The 18,743-nt window shown below is 48.1% G+C and carries 24 protein-coding genes and 1 pseudogene; 16 read left to right on the forward strand and 9 right to left on the reverse strand.

Translation table 11 applies throughout. The annotated features are described in order from the left end of the window. Positions 1-40 precede the first annotated feature (40 nt). A pseudogene (locus tag ACKFKF_RS28590) lies at positions 41-705 on the forward strand (IS1 family transposase). On the opposite strand, the gene ACKFKF_RS28595 reads toward ACKFKF_RS28590, so the two are convergent. After that, the gene (locus tag ACKFKF_RS28595; RefSeq protein ID WP_446870769.1) at positions 694-1,104 is read right to left on the reverse strand and encodes an ATP-binding protein; all 411 of its coding nucleotides are present in this window, start codon (positions 1,102-1,104) and stop codon (positions 694-696) included. The pseudogene ACKFKF_RS28590 and the gene ACKFKF_RS28595 sit on opposite strands and share 12 nt — an antisense overlap. A gap of 18 nt (positions 1,105-1,122) precedes the next feature. Here ACKFKF_RS28595 and ACKFKF_RS28600 point away from each other — a divergent pair, with 18 nt between their 5' ends. Next, entirely contained in the window at positions 1,123-1,629 is a 507-nt protein-coding gene (locus ACKFKF_RS28600) for a response regulator (RefSeq protein ID WP_446862398.1), read from the forward strand. 290 nt (positions 1,630-1,919) lie between these two features. Here ACKFKF_RS28600 and ACKFKF_RS28605 read toward each other — a convergent pair whose 3' ends face one another. Then, on the reverse strand, positions 1,920-3,845 hold the full coding sequence (locus tag ACKFKF_RS28605) for an ATP-binding protein (RefSeq protein WP_446870771.1): 1,926 nt from the start codon (positions 3,843-3,845) through the stop codon (positions 1,920-1,922). Then, complete coding sequence (locus ACKFKF_RS28610; protein WP_446870773.1) at positions 3,842-4,963, reverse strand: DUF4255 domain-containing protein; 1,122 nt, start codon at positions 4,961-4,963, stop codon at positions 3,842-3,844. Before ACKFKF_RS28610 ends, ACKFKF_RS28605 begins: the two co-directional genes overlap by 4 nt. A 19-nt stretch (positions 4,964-4,982) precedes the next feature. Between ACKFKF_RS28610 and ACKFKF_RS28615 the strand changes: the two genes are divergently transcribed. The 9 genes from ACKFKF_RS28615 to ACKFKF_RS28655 all read left to right on the forward strand — a co-directional run bounded on the left by ACKFKF_RS28615 (position 4,983) and on the right by ACKFKF_RS28655 (position 10,870). Next, the gene (locus tag ACKFKF_RS28615; RefSeq protein WP_446870775.1) at positions 4,983-6,305 is read left to right on the forward strand and encodes a VgrG-related protein; all 1,323 of its coding nucleotides are present in this window, start codon (positions 4,983-4,985) and stop codon (positions 6,303-6,305) included. A gap of 14 nt (positions 6,306-6,319) precedes the next feature. Next, on the forward strand, positions 6,320-6,817 hold the full coding sequence (locus ACKFKF_RS28620; protein ID WP_446870776.1) for a PAAR domain-containing protein: 498 nt from the start codon (positions 6,320-6,322) through the stop codon (positions 6,815-6,817). 206 nt (positions 6,818-7,023) lie between these two features. Continuing rightward, positions 7,024-7,542 (forward strand): SH3 domain-containing protein, encoded by a 519-nt coding sequence (locus ACKFKF_RS28625; RefSeq protein WP_446870777.1) that lies wholly within the window; start codon positions 7,024-7,026, stop codon positions 7,540-7,542. 30 nt (positions 7,543-7,572) lie between these two features. Continuing rightward, the gene (locus ACKFKF_RS28630) at positions 7,573-9,072 is read left to right on the forward strand and encodes an eCIS core domain-containing protein (RefSeq protein ID WP_446870778.1); all 1,500 of its coding nucleotides are present in this window, start codon (positions 7,573-7,575) and stop codon (positions 9,070-9,072) included. 398 nt (positions 9,073-9,470) lie between these two features. Continuing rightward, on the forward strand, positions 9,471-9,863 hold the full coding sequence (locus ACKFKF_RS28635; RefSeq protein ID WP_446870779.1) for a DUF6883 domain-containing protein: 393 nt from the start codon (positions 9,471-9,473) through the stop codon (positions 9,861-9,863). Then, positions 9,860-10,087 (forward strand): DUF4926 domain-containing protein, encoded by a 228-nt coding sequence (locus tag ACKFKF_RS28640; protein WP_446870780.1) that lies wholly within the window; start codon positions 9,860-9,862, stop codon positions 10,085-10,087. The genes ACKFKF_RS28635 and ACKFKF_RS28640 overlap by 4 nt, the downstream gene beginning before the upstream one ends. Beyond that, positions 10,068-10,193, forward strand: a complete 126-nt coding sequence (locus ACKFKF_RS28645; RefSeq protein WP_446870782.1) for a hypothetical protein — start codon at positions 10,068-10,070, stop codon at positions 10,191-10,193. Before ACKFKF_RS28640 ends, ACKFKF_RS28645 begins: the two co-directional genes overlap by 20 nt. Before the next feature lie 47 nt (positions 10,194-10,240). Further along, positions 10,241-10,567, forward strand: coding sequence for a hypothetical protein (locus ACKFKF_RS28650; protein ID WP_446870783.1), 327 nt, complete (start codon positions 10,241-10,243; stop codon positions 10,565-10,567). Between the two features lie 6 nt (positions 10,568-10,573). Next, positions 10,574-10,870 carry a hypothetical protein gene (locus ACKFKF_RS28655; RefSeq protein WP_446870784.1) on the forward strand — a complete coding sequence of 99 codons (297 nt, stop codon included), beginning with the start codon at positions 10,574-10,576 and terminating at the stop codon, positions 10,868-10,870. Positions 10,871-11,309: 439 nt separating this feature from the next. On the opposite strand, the gene ACKFKF_RS28660 is transcribed toward ACKFKF_RS28655, so the two are convergent. The 5 genes from ACKFKF_RS28660 to ACKFKF_RS28680 form a co-directional block, all read right to left on the reverse strand. Then, complete coding sequence (locus tag ACKFKF_RS28660) at positions 11,310-11,480, reverse strand: hypothetical protein (protein WP_446870785.1); 171 nt, start codon at positions 11,478-11,480, stop codon at positions 11,310-11,312. A gap of 30 nt (positions 11,481-11,510) precedes the next feature. Further along, positions 11,511-11,792 carry a type II toxin-antitoxin system RelE family toxin gene (locus tag ACKFKF_RS28665; protein WP_446870786.1) on the reverse strand — a complete coding sequence of 94 codons (282 nt, stop codon included), beginning with the start codon at positions 11,790-11,792 and terminating at the stop codon, positions 11,511-11,513. 4 nt (positions 11,793-11,796) lie between these two features. Next, positions 11,797-12,072, reverse strand: a complete 276-nt coding sequence (locus ACKFKF_RS28670; protein ID WP_446870787.1) for a prevent-host-death protein — start codon at positions 12,070-12,072, stop codon at positions 11,797-11,799. A gap of 183 nt (positions 12,073-12,255) precedes the next feature. Next, entirely contained in the window at positions 12,256-12,501 is a 246-nt protein-coding gene (locus ACKFKF_RS28675) for a type II toxin-antitoxin system HicB family antitoxin (protein WP_446870788.1), read from the reverse strand. A gap of 175 nt (positions 12,502-12,676) precedes the next feature. Then, entirely contained in the window at positions 12,677-12,856 is a 180-nt protein-coding gene (locus ACKFKF_RS28680) for a hypothetical protein (RefSeq protein WP_446870789.1), read from the reverse strand. A gap of 38 nt (positions 12,857-12,894) precedes the next feature. Between ACKFKF_RS28680 and ACKFKF_RS28685 the strand changes: the two genes are divergently transcribed. The 5 genes from ACKFKF_RS28685 (at position 12,895) to ACKFKF_RS28705 (ending at position 17,444) form a co-directional block, all read left to right on the forward strand. Then, on the forward strand, positions 12,895-13,149 hold the full coding sequence (locus ACKFKF_RS28685) for a type II toxin-antitoxin system Phd/YefM family antitoxin (protein ID WP_446862388.1): 255 nt from the start codon (positions 12,895-12,897) through the stop codon (positions 13,147-13,149). Further along, entirely contained in the window at positions 13,142-13,405 is a 264-nt protein-coding gene (locus ACKFKF_RS28690; protein WP_446870790.1) for a Txe/YoeB family addiction module toxin, read from the forward strand. Before ACKFKF_RS28685 ends, ACKFKF_RS28690 begins: the two co-directional genes overlap by 8 nt. Before the next feature lie 326 nt (positions 13,406-13,731). After that, positions 13,732-14,145 carry a GPW/gp25 family protein gene (locus tag ACKFKF_RS28695; protein ID WP_446862386.1) on the forward strand — a complete coding sequence of 138 codons (414 nt, stop codon included), beginning with the start codon at positions 13,732-13,734 and terminating at the stop codon, positions 14,143-14,145. An 11-nt stretch (positions 14,146-14,156) separates the two neighbouring features. Further along, positions 14,157-16,445, forward strand: coding sequence for a putative baseplate assembly protein (locus ACKFKF_RS28700; protein WP_446870791.1), 2,289 nt, complete (start codon positions 14,157-14,159; stop codon positions 16,443-16,445). A 6-nt stretch (positions 16,446-16,451) separates the two neighbouring features. Further along, a complete protein-coding gene (locus tag ACKFKF_RS28705; protein ID WP_446870792.1) occupies positions 16,452-17,444 on the forward strand; it encodes a phage tail protein in 993 nt (330 codons plus the stop codon). Here the strand turns inward: ACKFKF_RS28705 and ACKFKF_RS28710 are convergent. Next, the coding region (locus ACKFKF_RS28710; RefSeq protein ID WP_446870793.1) for a hypothetical protein at positions 17,445-18,743 on the reverse strand (1,299 nt) is incomplete at its 5' end.

Genomic DNA, 18,743 nt, shown 5'->3' on the forward strand with positions numbered 1-18,743 from the left:
AAACTTCGTTTTACCCTCTTTTTTTAACTCAATTTAATTTCTGGAAACGACTATTGGTAAACAACGGTTCAAGTGTCATGACTGTGGACGGCAGTTCATTGAACAACCCACTAAAAAGGTGATTGACCAAACCACGCGAGAGTTGATTGACCGATTGTTGTTAGAACGGATTTCACTGGCTGGGATTGCCCGTGCAACCCAAGTTTCTGAACAATGGCTCCAAACCTACGTCAATGAGAAATATGCAAAGGTGCCCCGGCAAGTGCAGGTGACAGCCAAAAAAAGGGGAGGCTGACGATTCAATGCGATGAGTTGTGGTCATGTGTGGACAACAAAGGGAACAAGCAGTGGGTCTGGTTGGCGCTCGATGCTGACACGCGTGAGATTGTGGGTGTTTATATTGGCGCACGCGATGAAGCGGCGGCTCGTAAATTGTGGGACTCGTTGCCTCCGGTCTATCGCCAATGTGCGATCGCCTACACCGACTTTTGGGCAGCATATGCAGCCGTTCTACCGAGCAAGCGCCATTGAGCAGTGGGCAGAGAGACGGGAAAAACGAGCTACATTGAGCGATTCAACAACACCTTGAGGCAACGAGTGTCTCGGTTAGTCCGAAAAACCTTGTCCTTCTCCAAATCCTTAGAGAATCACATTGGTGCCATTTGGTATTTCATCCATCACTACAATGCATCATTACTTGTGTAGCACTACCGAAATTAGAAGCACCGAGACAATCGCCAACGTCAACGGGATTTTAATCCGAAAGGTAGTGCCAATGTTGATCTGACTGCGAACCTCGATCGTGCCGTTGACTCGTTCCAAGTTTGAGCGCACGACATCCATTCCTACGCCGCGACCTGATAGATTGGTCACGCGCTCTGCGGTCGAAAATCCAGGCAGAAACATCAAGTCAAAGGCTTCTCGATCGCTCAGTGCATTGGCTTGAGTAGACGTTAATATCCCCAATTGCTGCGATCGCTGCTTCAACCGATCGGGATCAATTCCCTTCCCGTCATCCCTAATTTCCAGGTTGACTTTGCCCTGTTCATGAAACGCTCGAATGCTCAACTGTCCTTGAGGAAGCTTACCTTGAGCGCTTCGCACCTCCGGCAGTTCAATCCCATGATCGACACAATTCCGAATCAGATGAGTCAGCGGATCTTTAAGGAATCCCGCTCTGAAGCCGTGTTCATGCCCACTACTAAGGAGGTGGACATTGAAACCCTGACTCTGGAAGGGATTCATGTGTTAGTCGTCGATGATGAGACCGACACCCGCACATTGCTTGCGTTTTTGCTGCAAAGCTATGGTGCAGAAGTCACGCTTGCCGCTTCCGCGATCGACGCACTCGCCTTACTCACAGACATCCAGCCCAATCTGCTCCTGAGTGATTTAGGGATGCCTGATGTCGATGGCTATGGACTCATTCAACAAGTTAGAGCGATGCCTGAATTTGAGCATCTCCCTGCGATCGCGCTCACCGCTTACGCCGCAGAAACGACTCAGCAAAAAGTCTTTGCCGCCGGATTTCAACAGCATATTCCCAAACCCGCTGACCCAGCTAGTTTAGTCGCCGCGATCGCTCGTCAAGTCTCCAACCCCACCAAAGTTCGCCCTATCAGAATTTGAGCCAGAACTGAAGTTACCTAATAGATAGGAGCGATTGGCGATCGCGCCATTTTGCCTAAAGACCGAAATGCTTAAGCTTTAATTTCTAAGCACGATCGCGCTGGCACCATGAGCTTCGACATCCGGAATCAGATCTCCACGACAGTTCCTTTGGAGTTGCGCTCTGCACTAATCGTGGTAGTCTTTTACGTCCATTCTGGGCAAATCGATCAGTTGGGTCAACAAAGGTTGCATCGCGTTCATCGCTTGCGTCGGCTGCTGATGCGTAGGGTTTCAGCGAAGCGCTTTGGTTATGTAATCCAGCCGCGCACTTCTGCATCGGTCAACGTTCGCTCTAGCTTGGCGTACTCGCTCTTAGCGGCTTCTAGGAGATGTTTCATTCCTACGGCTTCTTCGGTGTCTGCTGCGATAAAGGCTGCATTCAGCGCAATGTTACGAATGTTTCCACCTGCCACGTTTAACCTTGCCAGTTTTGCCATATCTAAGGCTTCAACAGGCAAGGTTTCTGGAAAAACACGCCGCCAAATTTCTTCGCGCTGCACAGCATCAGGAAAGGGAAACTTGATCACAAATCGAATGCGTCGCAAAAATGCAGTATCTAAAGTTTCTTTTAAGTTCGTTGTCAAGATTGCCAGTCCTTGATAAGTCTCCATCCGTTGTAGGAGATAGCTCACTTCCATGTTGGCGTAGCGATCGTGGCTATCTTTTACTTCACTCCGCTTGCCAAACAAAGCATCTGCTTCATCAAATAGCAAAATCACCGATCCAGATTCTGCGGCATCAAACACTCGACCCAGATTCTTCTCGGTTTCCCCAATGTATTTGCTAACAACGGCACTGAGATCAATTCGATATAAGTCAAGTTTTAACGTCTGAGCCAGCACTTCGGCCGCCATTGTTTTGCCTGTTCCGCTTGCCCCCGCAAATAGCGCACTGATGCCTAACCCGCGCTTGTTTTTTGTGCCAAATCCCCACTGTTGATAGACCTGAGTGCGTTGTTTGATCTGAGCCGCGATCGCTCTTAACATCTGCTTTTGGGTCTCTGGTAATACTAAGTCCTCCCAGTCTGCACCGGCTTCAATGCGTTGAGCTAAGTCATCCATTTGAGGCCGCGATCGCAGTCGGCACAAATCCCAAAGTTGAGCAGCCTGAGTCGCCTCGGCGCAAACTGCATCAATTGACGGCTGGTTTAAATTAAATTGAGTTACTAATCGTTCAATCTGTCTGGGATCAACGGTTGATTGAGCAAGATTAGATTGCCAGAGAAGGCGCTGTTCGTCTGAAGTAGGCGCATAGACTTCGAGACTAATATAAGGACGTTGCTGACCTTCCAGGCTGTGAGAGGAACTACGATTGCGCCCTGTGATCACTAGAGGCGTTTGCAGATGAGTCATAAAAAGGTCTAGTGCGATCGCTTTTGCCTGATCAATTTCATGATGAGAGTGACCGTCAATCATCAAGACGTTATTACTTAAAATTGCTTCTCGATTCCATAGTAAAGCGAGGGTCGTCACATCACTGAGACTTGTGGGAATAGCCTGGGCCCAGAGACGATAGAGCTTGCGCTGAGTGAGTTGGGCGGCCGTTGCAGCGATCGCGCTTTTTGCCGCAGTCTCAATGCCGTAAAGCTGGACGATCGTGCGATCGTTTTGTTGCCACAGCAATGCCATCTTTTGGGCTAGCTGCTGTTGCGAGGGTACTAAATTAGATGTGACAGTGACGAGATCAATGATTCCTTTGAAGTGCTGTTCTAGAGAGGGTTCGCCAATGAGATAGTGTAAGATTCGCTCATCGATTTGTAGCTGTCTCTGAGTCAGGGTTTGTCCTTCTCCAAGCTCAATCAATCGCCAGTGCCGCAAGGCTCCTTCTGAGGTTAGAGCGCTCCAGTGGTGATGTGGAAAAACACCTAACATCAGCATAAATGTGGGATAGTTCAGCTTTGGATCTCCCTGTGCTTGACCACATAGAAAACTAAATTCTGGACTTAACTCCATGCCCACACAGACGAGAAGAATTGACTGCTCAAATGCAGAGAGATTGAAGCAAGCCGAGAGTTGCTGGAGTGCGGGAGGAATGAGATAATCGAGACTTGTAGGAGGACTGATTGCTGAATGGGAAGACTCCAAATAGTCTACGATCGCTTGTTTGACTTGCGCGATCGCTGCCAATAAATCTCGCCAATTTGCCTCACGCCACTGTGCTTTATTCATACTCATTGAATACCTACTTTAGGACTGACAAACTGCTCCGCTTCAACCACAGGTAAGCTCTCAGCCCCACCCACTTGCACTCTTACGAGATACTCTCCCACCTTCACATCCCGAATGATGAATATAGCCGTTTGCGTTGTTTGTAGTGGTTTTGAGGCAGCAAAAATATAAGAGGCTGTTTTATCAAGAGTGAGTTGATTGAGTAGTAGAAAGATGCGCTGATTTTCGTCGAATAGTAAATCAAGGGTAATAGAAATCTCTGCAACAGCAACCTGATCGCGATCGCGATCACGAATCTCAATGCGAGTGTCTACGATAGTTGGACAGACTACGATCGGGATGATATTTGTTCTAGTAGTTCTTTGGAGGATCGTCCCGTTTGATTCAAGGTCAGATAGTTGACGCACCAGCGGATACACAACCTGTAAACTTTGCACTCCTGCCCGTAACGACTGCCTTTCGTCGCTTGTTAAGTCTGCTAAACGTACTTGAATCTCGCTCTCCGTCACAGCTTGAACAGTTACCATTGCTTCTCCAATTTGCACCCTGGGTTGTCCCCGGCGCGGTACAGAAGTCTGGGGTAAATCAGGCCGCTGCTGCACTCTGATGTGTTCGGCTTGCAGTTGCTCGATCGTGACTTCGGGATTTAGCCGCTTGCCCTGGATTCGGATGTGACTGTCTGACGTAATTTCTTGACCTTGATCCGAAAAGACTCGCTCAACCATTGGCTGATTGGGCGTTGCATAAAACTGCCGACTGCGAATCGGTAAGCCTCGACCACTGGGACGATCGCCTTCAATCAAAACGGCTCCTCCCTGACAAGCAAACGACAAGATATAGGGCGTTTGAAAAAACACCGACCAAATTTTGGATAGCTCATCAGTCGAGAGAAAATTGGGCACGATCGTCACTCGTTCTACCTGGTCTATGAGAGTCGATTCTTGTAGAAAAGCAAAATTGGAGTGATTTGTGGTGTCGCGAATCATGTCTGCGGTCAAAACGGGCTGATCTACCAAAGTCCGAACTGCACTTCCTAACAATCGCTGTGGCTCTAGTTCGACCTCGTTGCCATAAAACGTCAGCAGATAGTATAAATCTAAGCCTGCCTGAGCTTGTTTGATCAAGTCTCCTTTAGGGCGACGATTGCGTAAATCTGCATTGCGCCATACGATGCACCGTTTATATCGGGGACAGCACAATCGATCGTTTCAAAATGTCACGGATAGCGATGTGGTGAAGAAGATTGCAGAGGAAGCTGGCATTCAAATCAAAACACCGCTAGACAACAGTGGCGAACCGCATGATTACCTGTTTCAAGAAAATCAGACCAACATGGCTTTCTTGCGCGATCGAGCCAGCCGTATTGGGTTTGAGCTATTTAACCAGGATGGCAAACTACACTTTCGTAAACCCAAGCCAGGAAACGAACTAGCGCTCAAGTGGCTCAAAAATCTTAGTAGTTTTCGAGTCCGGGTCAGCAGTGCCGAACAGGTCAAAGAAGTCGAAGTGAGAGCCTGGGACTATGGCGAAAAACGAGCGATCGTGTCTACAAAACGCACCGATGAAGTGATCACCCAAACAGACAACGGCAAAGGCAGCGACACCAGCACCAAGTTCAACGGTAAGCCAACTAAACCTAAACGGATTATTGTCGATCGTCCTGTGTTTAATCCCAAAGAAGCAGACGCGATCGCGCAAGCTGTTTGCAATGAGTTGAGCGGTCAGTTTGTCTGCGCCGATGCCAAAGCTGAAGGCAACCCAAAAATTCGCCCTGGTCGAGTGGTGAAGCTCGAAGGCATGGGACAACACAGCGGCAAATACTATGTCACCGAAACGCGGCATCTCTACTATGAGCGAGTCTACACGACTGAATTTAGTGTGCGAGGACTGCGGGGCGGCGATCTGCTAACAACCCTCGCACCCAAACCAACCCTTCAGCCTGGACAAACACATCTAGTTGGCATTGTCACAGACAACAATGATCCCAAGGGCTGGGGGCGCGTCAAAGTCAAGTTTCCAACGCTGACCGAAGACCATACGAGCAATTGGGCGCGAGTCGTGAGTATCGGAGCAGGACATCAGCGCGGGTTCGATTGTCTCCCTGAAATTAATGATGAGGTGTTGGTGGCGTTTGAACATGGTGATATTCACCGTCCTTATGTGATTGGGGGCGTGTGGACTGGCAAAGACAACACACCGATGCCTGTTAAAGAAAGCGTCAAAGATGGCAAAGTGCGCCTACGAACCATCAAAACTCGGACGGGACATACAATTCAATTTGTTGAAGAAGACGGGGAAGGTATTTATATTGAAACAAACGGAGGACACAAAATTCATTTGAATGACAGCGATCGCAGCATTACGATTAGCTCGATCGGAACCCTCAAAATCGAAGCCCCTGGAAACATTGACATTAAAGCAGGGGGAATCATCACCGTCCAGGGTAGTGTGATCAAACTGAATTAATAGAGCCAAACGCTATGAATAAGCCCGCTGCTCGCATCACTGATACAGTTGCCCATCCTCTGCCCCCTGTTCTGACGGGTGGATCTGGTAGTCTCAATGTATTGATCGGCAATCTCCCAGCATGGCGAGGGATGCCCCTATCTGCTGTTGCCGCTTTGAAGTCAGCTAAAACGACCTCCAAAATTGCCATTCAAACGGCTGAAAAAGCGACTGTTGCGGCGGCTGGAACTCCTGGTGCCCCGGCTGCGGTGACTGCTGAACAAACAGCTAAAACGACGGCAGCGACTTCGATGGGTGCGATGATTAGGAGTATGGCTGGTGGTGCAGATATTCATGCCTGTGCAACACTTCTACCTGCTCCACCTCATGGTGAGGGAGTCGTGATTTCTGGCAGTCAAACAGTGTTGATCAATGGCTTACCTGCTAGCCGGATGGGGGATCAAATCCTGGAAGCCGTTGGTTCCCCAAATGTCATCACTAACGGATGTCCAACGATTTTGATTGGAGGATGATGTCTGATAGCAAACTTGCTGGAGAACGATCGCGTGGATTGAGACTAGAACACACTTGAAATACTAACAACAGAGGTTAAGACCAATGGGCACCTTCGAGCCATCTCAATAGAAGTCATGATTTGAACTTCACCGAAACGCAAGTCCTCTGGAATGAAAAGTATGGTCTCGATCGCTCTACAACTTACTTATAGGAGCCGTTTTTTATGTTAACAGCTTTCCGGTTTTTGTTCTCTAGTACGATCGCTACCGTTTTAGTTACTGGAATACAACTCGCAGCAAGTGCCCGTCCTGCAATGTTGTGTGGTCAAGATCCAGGGAGTGCAGTGAATATCCGAGAGGCTGCTTCGCTGTCAGCTCGTGTGATTGGTACGGCAAAAGTGGGCGATCGGGTGAACACGCTCGACGAGGGGATCGGTGGAGAGACTGTGCGGTGGTATCGTGTGCAGGCTGCTGCGGGAGTTGAGGGTTGGGTGTCGGCTGACTATTTGCGAACTGGCACCGATCAAATTGCTGTTTTACAAGGCGACGAGGTGAATGTTCGCTCTGCTGCCTCTACGAGTTCTAAAATATTGCACTATGGACTGAGAGGCGATCGCGTGGTGGTGATGGAATCGATCACGGGTGAGAATGGCTATCTGTGGCATCGAGTTCGCTTTTCGTCTCAGGCTGAGGGATGGGTGCGAGGTGATTTGGTACAAGTGCTAAAAGCGGCTTGCAATTGAACAACGATCTAACCCTAGAAGGATAAAGCTATGAAAACAAGTGGACAACTTCAAAAGAAAGCATCTACGCAGTCTGTACCGATCCCGCTAACCACCAATATGTTCGATCGTCCGTTTCCCAAACGCAGCGCTGCAACTGAGGAGTCTTCTACAGACACACCTGACTTTCAAGCCCGATTGGAGTTTGCTCATACTCACGCCCCCGATCTGAAGAGTCTTGCCGCGAATTCTAGTCGCGATCGCACCCCATCCATCATCCAACCCAAGCTGACAGTGGGTGCGCCGAATGACCCCTATGAGCAGGAAGCCGATCGGATGGCTGACCAGGTGATGAGTATGCCGGATTCTGCGGTGCAGCAGCCGATCCATCGCGAGGCAATACTGGAAGACAAAGAACTCCAAACCAAGCCTGCTTTGCGGCGCTCCACGGATGATGCTTTACAGACAGGCAACTCGGTCGAGAATCAATTGAATAGCAGTAAGGGTGGGGGAAGCACAATGCCGGACGATTTGAAATCATACATGGAATCGCGCTTCAACACAGATTTCTCTCGAGTACGAATTCATACAGACAGTAATTCAGTCGATATGAATGAGGCGCTTGAAGCACAAGCATTCACATACGGAAATGATGTGTTTTTCGGCGAGAGTAAATACGATACTGTATCTACCGAGGGAAAAAAATTGTTGGCACATGAACTGACACACGTCGTGCAGCAAACAGGTAATGAGCAGCCGATTGAAAAAAAACAACGAAATACCGGAAAGGCAACTTATGAAGCTGTAAGTGATCAAACTAATGCTTTATCTCGCTCAGCCGCCAAACCTCTTGTACAACTTACTCCTAAAATATACACTCCTGCAAATAATAGCTATTCACAGCCAGAAATAAATCCTGATCCTGTCGTAGCATATTGCAGGCAAGCTGCTGGCAATACGACTGGTTTAATTTCTGATGAGCCTCTTTGGAATCATTGTCAAGATTTAGAAGGACAAATAATGTCCCAAATGACAGGAAGCTATTTCCAATCAAACTCCACAGGTTATTACTCTAAGGTTTATGACCCAGGATTAATGTACCCGAACTATAAAGTTACAGTCAACATTACTATGTATGAAGATCCTCAGGGTGCCACAACTCCTGGATCTGTAGCTACAGTTGGTAGCAAAGCAATAAGTGGTTCCAGAAATCAAAATTCTGAAAGCCAGCAACAAACTACAACTTTTGGAGGTTCAGGTGAAGCTTCAAAAGAAAATAGTGGGAAACTTGGAGCAAACTTAGGATCTTCAGTCACATCTACCACTGGACATGATTCCGGCATCACAACAGGTTCAGAAACTTCCGGTAGTCAAAACTCGAAGACAGTTCGTGTGAATTCAAAGCTGCTGACAAAAGTAAAGGTAAGTGTCCAACAGTATGACCGGATTGCTGAGTATCATTCGTGGAGTAGCACATCCGGTCTTTTGGCTGTGGGTAATGTTACTTACACTCGTCCAACTCAGGAAGCTGCTCCTCCACCTGAAAAGTAAGTGCGATCGCTCGTCCGTAGCTTAGTGCGATCGCCTACTACAATCAAAAGCTCTTGTTCGTTGCCACTTCTACCAGCATGAGCGATTGTCCCCCTGATGTCCCAGAACTTCCCGATCGCCGATCGTTGAGTGCAGCCTTGCGGTATCTGCAAAGCAGCGAACTTCTAGGGAACATCGGGCGATCGCTTTGAGATATCTGTTCGCAGATTGCAGGAATAATAGTGGACTACAGCGATCGCTTTTGGGGTTTTGGAAAGAGCGATCGCGGTTCCTTGTTGAGAGATGCGATCGCGGTTCCTTGTTGAGAGATGCGATCGTAATCTTTAAGCAGATCAGCTTTCTAGATCCTTGAGCAAATCAGCATAAAATACCTCCATCTGCCCTGCGATCGCACGACTATGAGCAACACGGGTGAAAACCTTGAACCAGAAAACAATCCACAATGGCAAATCACCCTAATTACAGGCGATTTCAGGAAGTTTTCGGAATACGTTCTCATCCCCAACCATAAATCTGGCAAAGATAAAATATTTCTTGACCTTCTAGGCTATCGCCCCAACAACCTCGACGATGCTCAAACACTCCTGGAAACTTACATCACTCAAGCTCAGTTCAAATTTGCAGCCCAAGACTACACTATCGGTGAACAAGATCGTCATGGACAACGGTTCACGATTATCGTAGAGGTTAGAAGTAAAAAACTTCGCACAGGCTGGATTTTGGATAATCAAGGTACATTGAAGTTAGCGACTCCGTTCTCTGGATTTGCTAATGGAGGTAATCTATCATGACTCTAGAACCCTATTCGCTCGTAGAACTTCTCACCGACCGTTACCAAGATCGCGGAGTGACCATAGGCGCGATCGGCACCATCCTGGAAGTCTACGCAGATGAAGCCTACGAAGTTGAGTTCTCCCAAAGCAACGGAACCACGATCGCTTGGTTTGCGGTTTCACAAAATGAGGTTAAACCCGTAGCGAGTCGCTCCTACCAGCATGAGCGATCGTCCCCCTGATGTCCCAGAACTGCTCGATCGCCGATCGTTGAGTGCGACCCTCGCGGTATCTGCGAAGCAGCACGTTTTGAGGGGAAAGATAGGAGCGATCGCGCTGCTATATTAAACCTTGTTCTCGGTATACTCGGAGATGGTGCGATCGCGATAGACAAGATGACAGAACCAGGCAACAGTAGCGAAAAGAGCCAAAGAATTGAAGGTAAAACCGCTCACAGTGAACAGCGCGCTGCTCCGCAGATACCGCAAGGGTCGCAAGAAGCAAAAGAAGGTGATATTACTCGGCAGGTGGGCGACGTTAACCGAGTGGTTCGAGAAGGTCGGCTGCTCCAAGATGCTGAAACTGGATATTATGTATATGTAAAGGGCGATCGAGTCGTCATCGTTGACCCTGCAACCAATCAACAAGTTACTCAGTTCAAAAACTCAAGAGCGAACACCCAAAAGCGCATTGCCTCTGACCGATGGAAACCTATCTCTTAAGAAGTCATGTTCAAAGCGATCGATATTTGGAAAAGAATAGATGATACAGCAGCCATCCGCTATCGCTGTTTTCAACGCCTAACGGATCAGCAATTTTGTGTACAAAGTGCCGATTATTACTATCTCTCCTTAAACGAAAAACAGATCAGAACACTAGACCAACAATTTTTAGAACTCTTCATCGAAGAATCTCCTGATCAACGATCTGCTTTCTACTCCACGATAGAAGAAGCGATCGCTCAGTATGACCAAGACTTTGCTGACGATGCCATGTCTTCACCTGAAAAATCACAGGCTGCATGATCCCATAGAGGCTTTCTTTGTGCTGCGATCGCTGATCATTTAAGTGCGATTCATTCGCCCGTAGCCTGAACTGACGCAACAAAACTAAGCGTTATCACTCATTCCCATCTCACTAGCAAGTTCGATCGTGCTATCCGTGCCTGCAACCTCTGTGGAGCAGCACCCGGTAGGAAAAAGGAAGAGCGACCCTTGCGGTATCTGCAAAGCAGCGCGCCTCCTACAATCAAAAGCCCTTGTTTGTTGCCACTTCTACCAGCATGAGATATCTGCTCGCAGATCGCAGAAATCATAGTGGGTTACAGCGACCCTTGCGGTATCTGCGAAGCAGCGCGCTTTTGGGGTTTTGGAAAGAGCGATCTGCGAGCAGATATCTCAAGGAGATCGCGGTTCCTTGTTGAGAGATGCGATCGCGCTTCTTGTTGAGAGATGCGATTGCGGTTCAAAGGTGCGATCTCCTTGAGATATCTGCTTGCAGATCGGCTAGGATTGCTGGATGCGATCGTTCCTTGAGAGCATGGGGAGCGATCGCGTTGGGATTAATCGTTTTTGGGAAACGTAGAGCGATCGCTGATAAAGCAATGTTTGAGGGCGACCCTTGCGGTATCTGCAAAGCAGCTATTGGAAGGAAGGGCGATCGCAGCTAACCTAACAGGCGTTTAAGTTGCTTATAAACCTCGTCGTCATTACGCTTTCCAACCAAAATCACTTCAACTAAATCCGCATCTGCATCAAAGCGACAAACAATCCGATATTCTCCAGAATCTACGCGACAGTATCCCGCATAACCAACCAACTCCTTGTAGTCTGCTGGTAAAGGATCAACATTTAACGACATCACTTTTTTGGCAATCTGAGCAGCAATTTTAGGTTGTAGTCCTTTGAGAAAATCAAGAACTGTTTCAAGACCATCAAGCTTTGCCATTCGCTCAACCTTCAATGTCCGACGCAGCCAGACGCTGAAGTTCTGTTGTAAAAGTTTCCGCGCCAACCATTCGCGAGTTTAAGAGAGCAGCTTGAGCTTGCTGACCGATCGCCAAATCCTCTAACTGAGCTAATCGGTTAATTAACTGCTCGTAGTTTTCGACCGACATAATTACATAACTCAGTTGCGACTCTACCGACAATAAAACAGGCTCAACAGCAGCCTGCCTCAAAACTTCACTACGAGAATTTTGAATTTCACCAACAGAGAAGTGTTGCATCCTACACCATTCCCGAAAGCTACTAATCTCATCGTAATCTAAAACGCCCGTCGTTCAAGCTGAGGAGCGATTCTGCTTTGCAGACCTAGTGACCAATCACGATTAAAGGGATGAAGGACGAGCGATCGCTTTTGGGGTTTTGGAAAGAGCGTCGCGGTTCCTTGCTGAGAAATGCGATCGCTTCTAAACAACAGGGCAATCGCGGAAACAGTAGTACATTACAGCGATCGCTGATGAACCAATGCCTAAGTGAGTGCGATCTTCAATATATAGTTCAATCGCTTCTGTAATATTCTCGATAGCCTCTTCAAAAGAATCTCCTTGAGAATGACAGCCTTTTAAGACAGGACAAAAGGCGTGATACCCTCCATCTGATTCTTTTTCCAAAAGAACTGTATAGCTGTAAATTTGTTTATTGTTATTGTCCATATGTTTCTAGTTTGTTTATGGTCTGCCTAACGTTGCCTCAGCATCATCCCATCATAAGGGCTTTTATGTTAGAAGTGCGACCCTTGCGGTATCTGCGAAGCAGCGCACCTGTTACAATTAAGGGCTTCTGTTCGTTGCCACTTCTACGAGCATGAGCGATCTGCGAGCAGATATCTCAAAGAGATCGTCCTCCTGATGTCCCCGAACTTCCCGATCGCCGATCTTTGAGTGCGACCCTTGCGGTATCTGCGAAACAACGTGCGGTTGAAGCGGGCGATCGCCGCGCAGGTTGGTTTAACGAAGTGCGATCCCGGTGGGCAAAGAGAAGATTGCCTTCTTTACTGACACGCTTCATCACGCTATACTTGTACAAGTAAGCAGACAGGTTCAGAAATGAGAATAGTCACCTTTAGCGAAGCCAGAAATAAACTAAAGGTCATATTAGATCAAGTCGTGAATGACGCAGACTACACCGTCATTACTCGGCGAGATGCCGACGATGCCGTAGTGATGTCGCTTGAGTATTTTAATAGCTTGCTTGAAACTGTTTATTTATTGAAGTCTCCAGCAAATGTCGCTCACTTAGAACGCTCCATTGCCCAGTATAAGCAAGGTCAAGTCATCGAACAAAACTTATTAGATGACTAATCGAAAATTAGCTTGGACTAATGAGGCTTGGAAAGACTACATCTATTGGCAAGGTCAAGATAAAAAGATCCTAAAAAGAATTAATAAACTGATTCAAGAAGCGAAAGTCCTTCCTTTCGAGGGAATTGGCAAGCCTGAACCTTTGAAAGAAAACTTAGCTGGATTTTGGTCACGTCGTATTGATGATACCCATCGTCTTGTCTATGCTGTAGATGATGATTACTTAACCATTATCTCTTGTCGTTATCATTATTAGCCATAGTACGATCGCTACCCTTATCGAGAGAAATGATCGCGCTATTAGGTAAAATCTTGTTCCCGCTATCATCAGGGGCAGTGCGATCTGCTTTGCAGATATCTCAAAGAGATCGTTCCCCTGATGTCCCAGAACTGCCCGATCGCCGATCGCTGAGTGCAACCCTTGCCGTATCTGCGAAGCAGCGCGGTTTTGAGAAAGAGTGAGATCGATGATAAGTTCAGAACCACGATCATTGCTTTAATGCTCGGTTTAGACGAAAATTAGTAAGCGACAGAATGAACTGATTGATCTCAACAAGGCTGTAACCCGATCAGGAATGCATTATGCAAGAAGAATTCGACGATCGCTTTTCTAATCTCATCGGTTCTGGATTTGCACTTCCGTTACGATCTAGTGTTCAAGGTGGCATTCAGTTGAGTGCAGATGAACCTAATATTGAAGAATCGATCGTGATTATTCTGCGAACTAGCCTGGGGGAGCGAGTCTATCGTCCTAACTTTGGCTCTCGCTTGTCTGAATTGGTGTTTGAACCGTTGAACATTCAAACATTATTGTTGATTCGGCTGTATGTTGAAGAAGCGATCGAAACGTGGGAACCTCGGATTAACTTGATTGAAGTTCGTGCTGATCCCGATCCGGTGAGAGGCAAGGTTGACATTGAGATTATTTACGAACCCAAAGACAGTCCCGACTCCCGCAGTATGGTCTTCCCGTTCTATTTGCTATCTGCCCAGTAGCGATTTTTGATATGGAATTTGATTTTCTGCCCAAGTTGCCCAACTCTAATCTTGACGATCGAGCCTATCGCGATCTGGTAGAAGAGTGTATTCTTCGCATTCCCCGCTATTGCCCAGAATGGACAAACCACAATCCTAGCGACCCCGGTATTACGCTGATTGAGCTATTTGCCTGGTTGACGGATCAAATGCAACTGCGGTTTAATCAGGTGCCCCGTCGCAACTATGTCGCCTTTTTAGAACTGTTGGGAATTCACCTCAAGTCGCCAACGCCTGCCCAGACTGACCTGACGTTTTATCTGAGCAGCGCTCAAGACTCTACAGTGGTCATTCCTCGTGATACCGAAGTAGCGACGGAGCGAACGGCAACCGATGAAGCGATCGTGTTTAGTACGAATCAAGATCTGATCGTGGGCAATCCTCGCATCAAACATTTTCTGACTCGTGACACGGATCAAGCAGACTTTGAGAATCGCTTTCACAATTCGATTAATGAACGCAGTCGCGATTGGCAGAACATGGGCGAAACTTCGCTGTTTACAGAGTCACTGCCGGGTAATAGCTTCTATTTGGCTTTGGATACGTCGCCAACAGAGGAGGCGCAGTCGATTCAAGGCAATGTGATCGAGTTGATTGTTCGCGGCGAGTCAGCGACCGGAACGGGGATCGATCCCAATGAGCCACCGCGAGTCTGGCAAGCCTGGAATGGACATCAGTGGCAATCGGTGTTGAGACAGGAAGTAGACGATCGCACCAAGGGCTTTAATTTTGGTAGTGACGCGACGGCTCAAGGTCGGTTGCGAGAAGCCAGCGTAATTTTGCATCTGCCTCAAGACTTTCCAGAAGCCGAGTTTGGCGATTGTCAGGGACACTGGATTCGCTGTGTGTATGAGACAAAGCGGGAGTATCAGCGCACCTACAGCGTTTCACCTCGGATTGTTGGATTGCGAATTCAAGCGATCGGCGGAACTATCCCCGCGAGGCAGTGCATTCGCGTTCGAGAAGAACTGTTGGGAACTAGCACAGGCAAACCTGGACAAGCCTTTCCCCTACAAATGCAGCCTGTTTTAGACCGACAAGCAGCAGAGGAATACATCGAAGTCAAACTCTCTGACGGAATGGTTGAAGCGTGGCAGGAAGTTCCTGATTTTAGTCGATCGAGTTCCGATGACCCTCACTATACGATCGATGCTCGAACCGGGACAGTGCAGTTTGGGCCGTTGATTCGCGGCCCGATGCGACTGAGACAACAAACCTACGATCGCGCTCAGATTCAAGCGTCTGTGCAACGGGCAGCGGCTCAGTTTCAAGACCGCAACAGTCGAGAACGGGTACTGTCTCCGTTGAGTGATCCGATCGGGGGAACTACTGCATTTACCGAGCGGCAGTATGGTCGAGTTCCGCCACCGGGTGCAGAAGTTTACATGAAATCTTATCAGTTTGGCGGGGGTCGGCAGGGCAATGTGCAGGCTGAGAAGTTGACCATTTTGCGATCGTCGCTGCCCTACATTACTCGCGTGACGAGCTATGAGCCAGCGCAAGGCGGAGCCGATGCCGAATCATTGGAAGAAGCGGTGATGCGGGTGCCTCAACAGCTACGGACTCGTGAATGTGCCGTCACGCCTGAAGATTTTGAAACTGTCTCGAAAGCACTTCCAGGGCAGAAAGTCGCCCGTTCTCACTGTCTGCGAGAATCCCAATATAGTACGCCGGGAGTCGTGCGATTGCTGATTGTGCCGCAGGTCGAAACCGATCGCATTGATTGGACACAGGGCATGAATCCCGATCGCGTTTTCAGTCTCAGCACAGAATTGCGGCAGGAAATGGATTTGTATTTGCGTGATCGTCGTCCTTTGGGTATCAAAGTTGAGCTACAAGAGCCAGAATATGTGGGTGTTAGCGTTTGTCTGAGTGTGTTGCTGGAGTCGAGAAGCGATCGAGAATCTATTCGCAGACATATCCTGGTCGCGTTGTATCAGTTTCTCAATCCGATTGTCGGCGGTGTTGAGGGTCAAGGTTGGAGTCTGGGTCGTCCGGTGTATACCTCTGATATCATTTCTCTGTGTCAAAAGATTCCAGGAATTCGACATTTGGGCGCGATCGAGCTATTTGAAGTTCGTAAGCAGGAAGACGGCTGGAACCTGTTGGCAGCTACAGATTCGATGATTGCTCCGAGTCCGCTGGGCTATCTTTGTTCCTGGGCAGGGGACACGATCTCTTCGAGTTACCTGCAAGGGGTCACCTTTGCGCCTCACGGTAAATCTGATCCTGGTCATGAAATCAACTTTGTGGAGCCATAAGCCTGAATGACTCAAGCGATTTCAAAGACGATATTGCAAGTACAAATGACTTCGATGGCTCCGCTCGAAAAGGTGGAAGCTGTGGCTATTTTGGGACAGGAGACGACACAGATTGCGACCAATAGTTTACTCCTTCATCCCGGTGAACCAGGCGAGATCGTTGTGCGGGTCGAGAATCCGGGCGATCGCGTGTTGCAGTGGCGGCTGAATCTGGGGGGAGAAGTGCCGAGTGAGTGGCATTCTGAGGAACAACCCTTAAGAGAACTTGCGCCTCAGGCCAAAGAAGATGTTTCGCTAGTGTTTACGGCACCTCTCGATTTTTTTGAACATCAGACTGCTTTAGAACAAGGAACACAACTACAGCTAACTTATCAATGCGAAATTGAAGTGTCTGAGGTGAGAGAAGCAGGCGCGCGATCGATTAGCTATCGAGTCTTTACTCTGTATGTTCGTCCTCGTGTTTCTTATCTCGATTTTTTGCCTGCGTTCTATGCGGAGACTGATTTCTTTGAGCGGTTTCTAGCCATCATTGAGCAGACGTTTGATCCCTATGTGCAAACGATCGATACTTTGTGGGCTTATCTCGATCCGCTGACGGCTCCCGAATCGATGCTGCCGTTTTTGGCTCATTGGGTCGCCTGGAAGTTAGAGCCTGACTGGGATATCGAACAGCAACGACGGTTAATTCGGGACGCGATCGAACTCTACCGATGGCATGGGACTCGTCGCGGTCTACAGCGCTATTTGAGTCTCTATACAAACTTGCCCTGCAAAGATGAGTATGTTGCGATCGAGGAAGCCTTCACAGGTGGCTTTACGTTTGGCAGTTGTCAGCTTGGGCAGAATGCAATGATGGGCGGCGGTCGTCCGTTTCATTTTATGGTTCGTCTGCGTCCTGAGCATCCAGACCAAATCATTGATGAATCACTGGTGAGAATGGTAATTGAGCGCGAAAAACCACCCTTCTGCACCTACGATTTGAGTATTGAGCATCCGTAGCTAATTAGGTCGTGGTGGAACTTCGATCGGCGCTAGTTCACCCGTCTGCTCATCAGGCTGTCCATCGGGCATTGATGGTGGGGCTGACTTGCCTGAATTGTTGGAATTTGCATTGCCTGAAGGCGGAGGAGGCGGAGGAAGTAGGATTGGGGTAGGTGTGTCTTGAGGCGCGATCGTCTGCACAGTGACGGATTGCGTTTTTTGTTCCCCAAATTTGTTGCTCACTTTGAGTGTGATTGTTTCAGAACCGGGTGCAGCGATCGGAAAAGGAATGCTTCCGACGAGACCCACAACTCCGGGTGAAGGCATTAATTCTACTTTGATATCTTCGCCGCCCGATACTTCCCAGGCAATGCTAATGTCAAACGCATCATCTGTCCTGCTCAAAAGATAGGTATGTTTCGACTTTTCGGCTGCTGTTTCACCATTAACCGTGAACTTCCTAATTTCTAAGGGTCTCGGCTGGATTTTAATAGGTTCAGTATTGCGAATGAGTTCTGTTTTGCCTTGTTCTTGTTTGACGATCGCCGTCAGCTTAAACACATAATCTCCTGGTTTTCTAATAGTGGTTGGCAGGTTTTGACAATCTAACTCCGACTCAGTGCTGAGTGGACAAAGATTGCTTAGTTCCGCATTGGAATAAGTTTTTGGCTCTCCCTGGATTGATCCGTCGGGTGAAAGGGCGACGAGTCTGACTTCTTCGATGCGGCTCCAATTAGAAATCTTCCAGTTGAGCCGAATTAGACCAGGAGCATTAGCAGGTTGAGTGCGTGAGGTGGGTGAACGGGTAGGAGTGGGAGGAAGGAAGGAAGGGAGTGGTGTTGTAGGTGAAGTTATGGGTGTTGTAGGTGAAGGTAAAGGTGAGGGTGAAGGTGAAGGTGAAGGTGTGAGTACTGTGGGAACACTCAATTCCTGGTAGATCGATCGTGTTGGTTCAAAGCTGAGGATTTGAGGTTCGTCGTCGGGTTTGACGGTAACCGTCTCGGTGGTTTGGGTGGCGATCGGATCTTTTTCAGGAATTTTAGGATCTTTGGGAAGCCGAAAAACCTGCATTTGAAAAGTGTAGTCACCTGCTTTTTTAGTTTCTGTAATGATGCCTTTGCAGTTCAATCTGCTGGATGATTGCGTTCGATCGGCAATTGTTGGATAGTGCAGGCCCAGGAAATTTAAGGGTCTGGTAGATTTTGATTCATCAACTTCGCAAAAGTTCTTCTCTTTATTCGTCCCGTCGTCGTTCCTGAGATTTAAGGGCCTATCCGAAAACCATAAAATCTGTGAGATGATGAAGGCAAGCGAGTT

The organism is Phormidesmis sp. 146-12 (genome assembly GCF_052939495.1).

What these genes read in the sequence shown, in the direction of transcription:
- ACKFKF_RS28635 (WP_446870779.1), top strand. Translation starts at nt 9,471, where the DNA reads ATGAGCAACACGGGTGAAAACCTTGAACCAGAAAACAATCCACAATGG.
- ACKFKF_RS28665 (WP_446870786.1), bottom strand. Translation starts at nt 11,792, where the DNA reads ATGGCAAAGCTTGATGGTCTTGAAACAGTTCTTGATTTTCTCAAAGGA.
- ACKFKF_RS28670 (WP_446870787.1), bottom strand. Translation starts at nt 12,072, where the DNA reads ATGCAACACTTCTCTGTTGGTGAAATTCAAAATTCTCGTAGTGAAGTT.
- ACKFKF_RS28640 (WP_446870780.1), top strand. Translation starts at nt 9,860, where the DNA reads ATGACTCTAGAACCCTATTCGCTCGTAGAACTTCTCACCGACCGTTAC.
- ACKFKF_RS28650 (WP_446870783.1), top strand. Translation starts at nt 10,241, where the DNA reads ATGACAGAACCAGGCAACAGTAGCGAAAAGAGCCAAAGAATTGAAGGT.
- ACKFKF_RS28655 (WP_446870784.1), top strand. Translation starts at nt 10,574, where the DNA reads ATGTTCAAAGCGATCGATATTTGGAAAAGAATAGATGATACAGCAGCC.
- ACKFKF_RS28695 (WP_446862386.1), top strand. Translation starts at nt 13,732, where the DNA reads ATGCAAGAAGAATTCGACGATCGCTTTTCTAATCTCATCGGTTCTGGA.
- ACKFKF_RS28620 (WP_446870776.1), top strand. Translation starts at nt 6,320, where the DNA reads ATGAATAAGCCCGCTGCTCGCATCACTGATACAGTTGCCCATCCTCTG.
- ACKFKF_RS28685 (WP_446862388.1), top strand. Translation starts at nt 12,895, where the DNA reads ATGAGAATAGTCACCTTTAGCGAAGCCAGAAATAAACTAAAGGTCATA.
- ACKFKF_RS28700 (WP_446870791.1), top strand. Translation starts at nt 14,157, where the DNA reads ATGGAATTTGATTTTCTGCCCAAGTTGCCCAACTCTAATCTTGACGAT.
- ACKFKF_RS28680 (WP_446870789.1), bottom strand. Translation starts at nt 12,856, where the DNA reads ATGAAGCGTGTCAGTAAAGAAGGCAATCTTCTCTTTGCCCACCGGGAT.
- ACKFKF_RS28690 (WP_446870790.1), top strand. Translation starts at nt 13,142, where the DNA reads ATGACTAATCGAAAATTAGCTTGGACTAATGAGGCTTGGAAAGACTAC.
- ACKFKF_RS28630 (WP_446870778.1), top strand. Translation starts at nt 7,573, where the DNA reads ATGAAAACAAGTGGACAACTTCAAAAGAAAGCATCTACGCAGTCTGTA.
- ACKFKF_RS28645 (WP_446870782.1), top strand. Translation starts at nt 10,068, where the DNA reads ATGAGCGATCGTCCCCCTGATGTCCCAGAACTGCTCGATCGCCGATCG.
- ACKFKF_RS28675 (WP_446870788.1), bottom strand. Translation starts at nt 12,501, where the DNA reads ATGGACAATAACAATAAACAAATTTACAGCTATACAGTTCTTTTGGAA.
- ACKFKF_RS28625 (WP_446870777.1), top strand. Translation starts at nt 7,024, where the DNA reads ATGTTAACAGCTTTCCGGTTTTTGTTCTCTAGTACGATCGCTACCGTT.
- ACKFKF_RS28605 (WP_446870771.1), bottom strand. Translation starts at nt 3,845, where the DNA reads ATGAGTATGAATAAAGCACAGTGGCGTGAGGCAAATTGGCGAGATTTA.
- ACKFKF_RS28600 (WP_446862398.1), top strand. Translation starts at nt 1,123, where the DNA reads ATGATCGACACAATTCCGAATCAGATGAGTCAGCGGATCTTTAAGGAA.
- ACKFKF_RS28705 (WP_446870792.1), top strand. Translation starts at nt 16,452, where the DNA reads ATGACTCAAGCGATTTCAAAGACGATATTGCAAGTACAAATGACTTCG.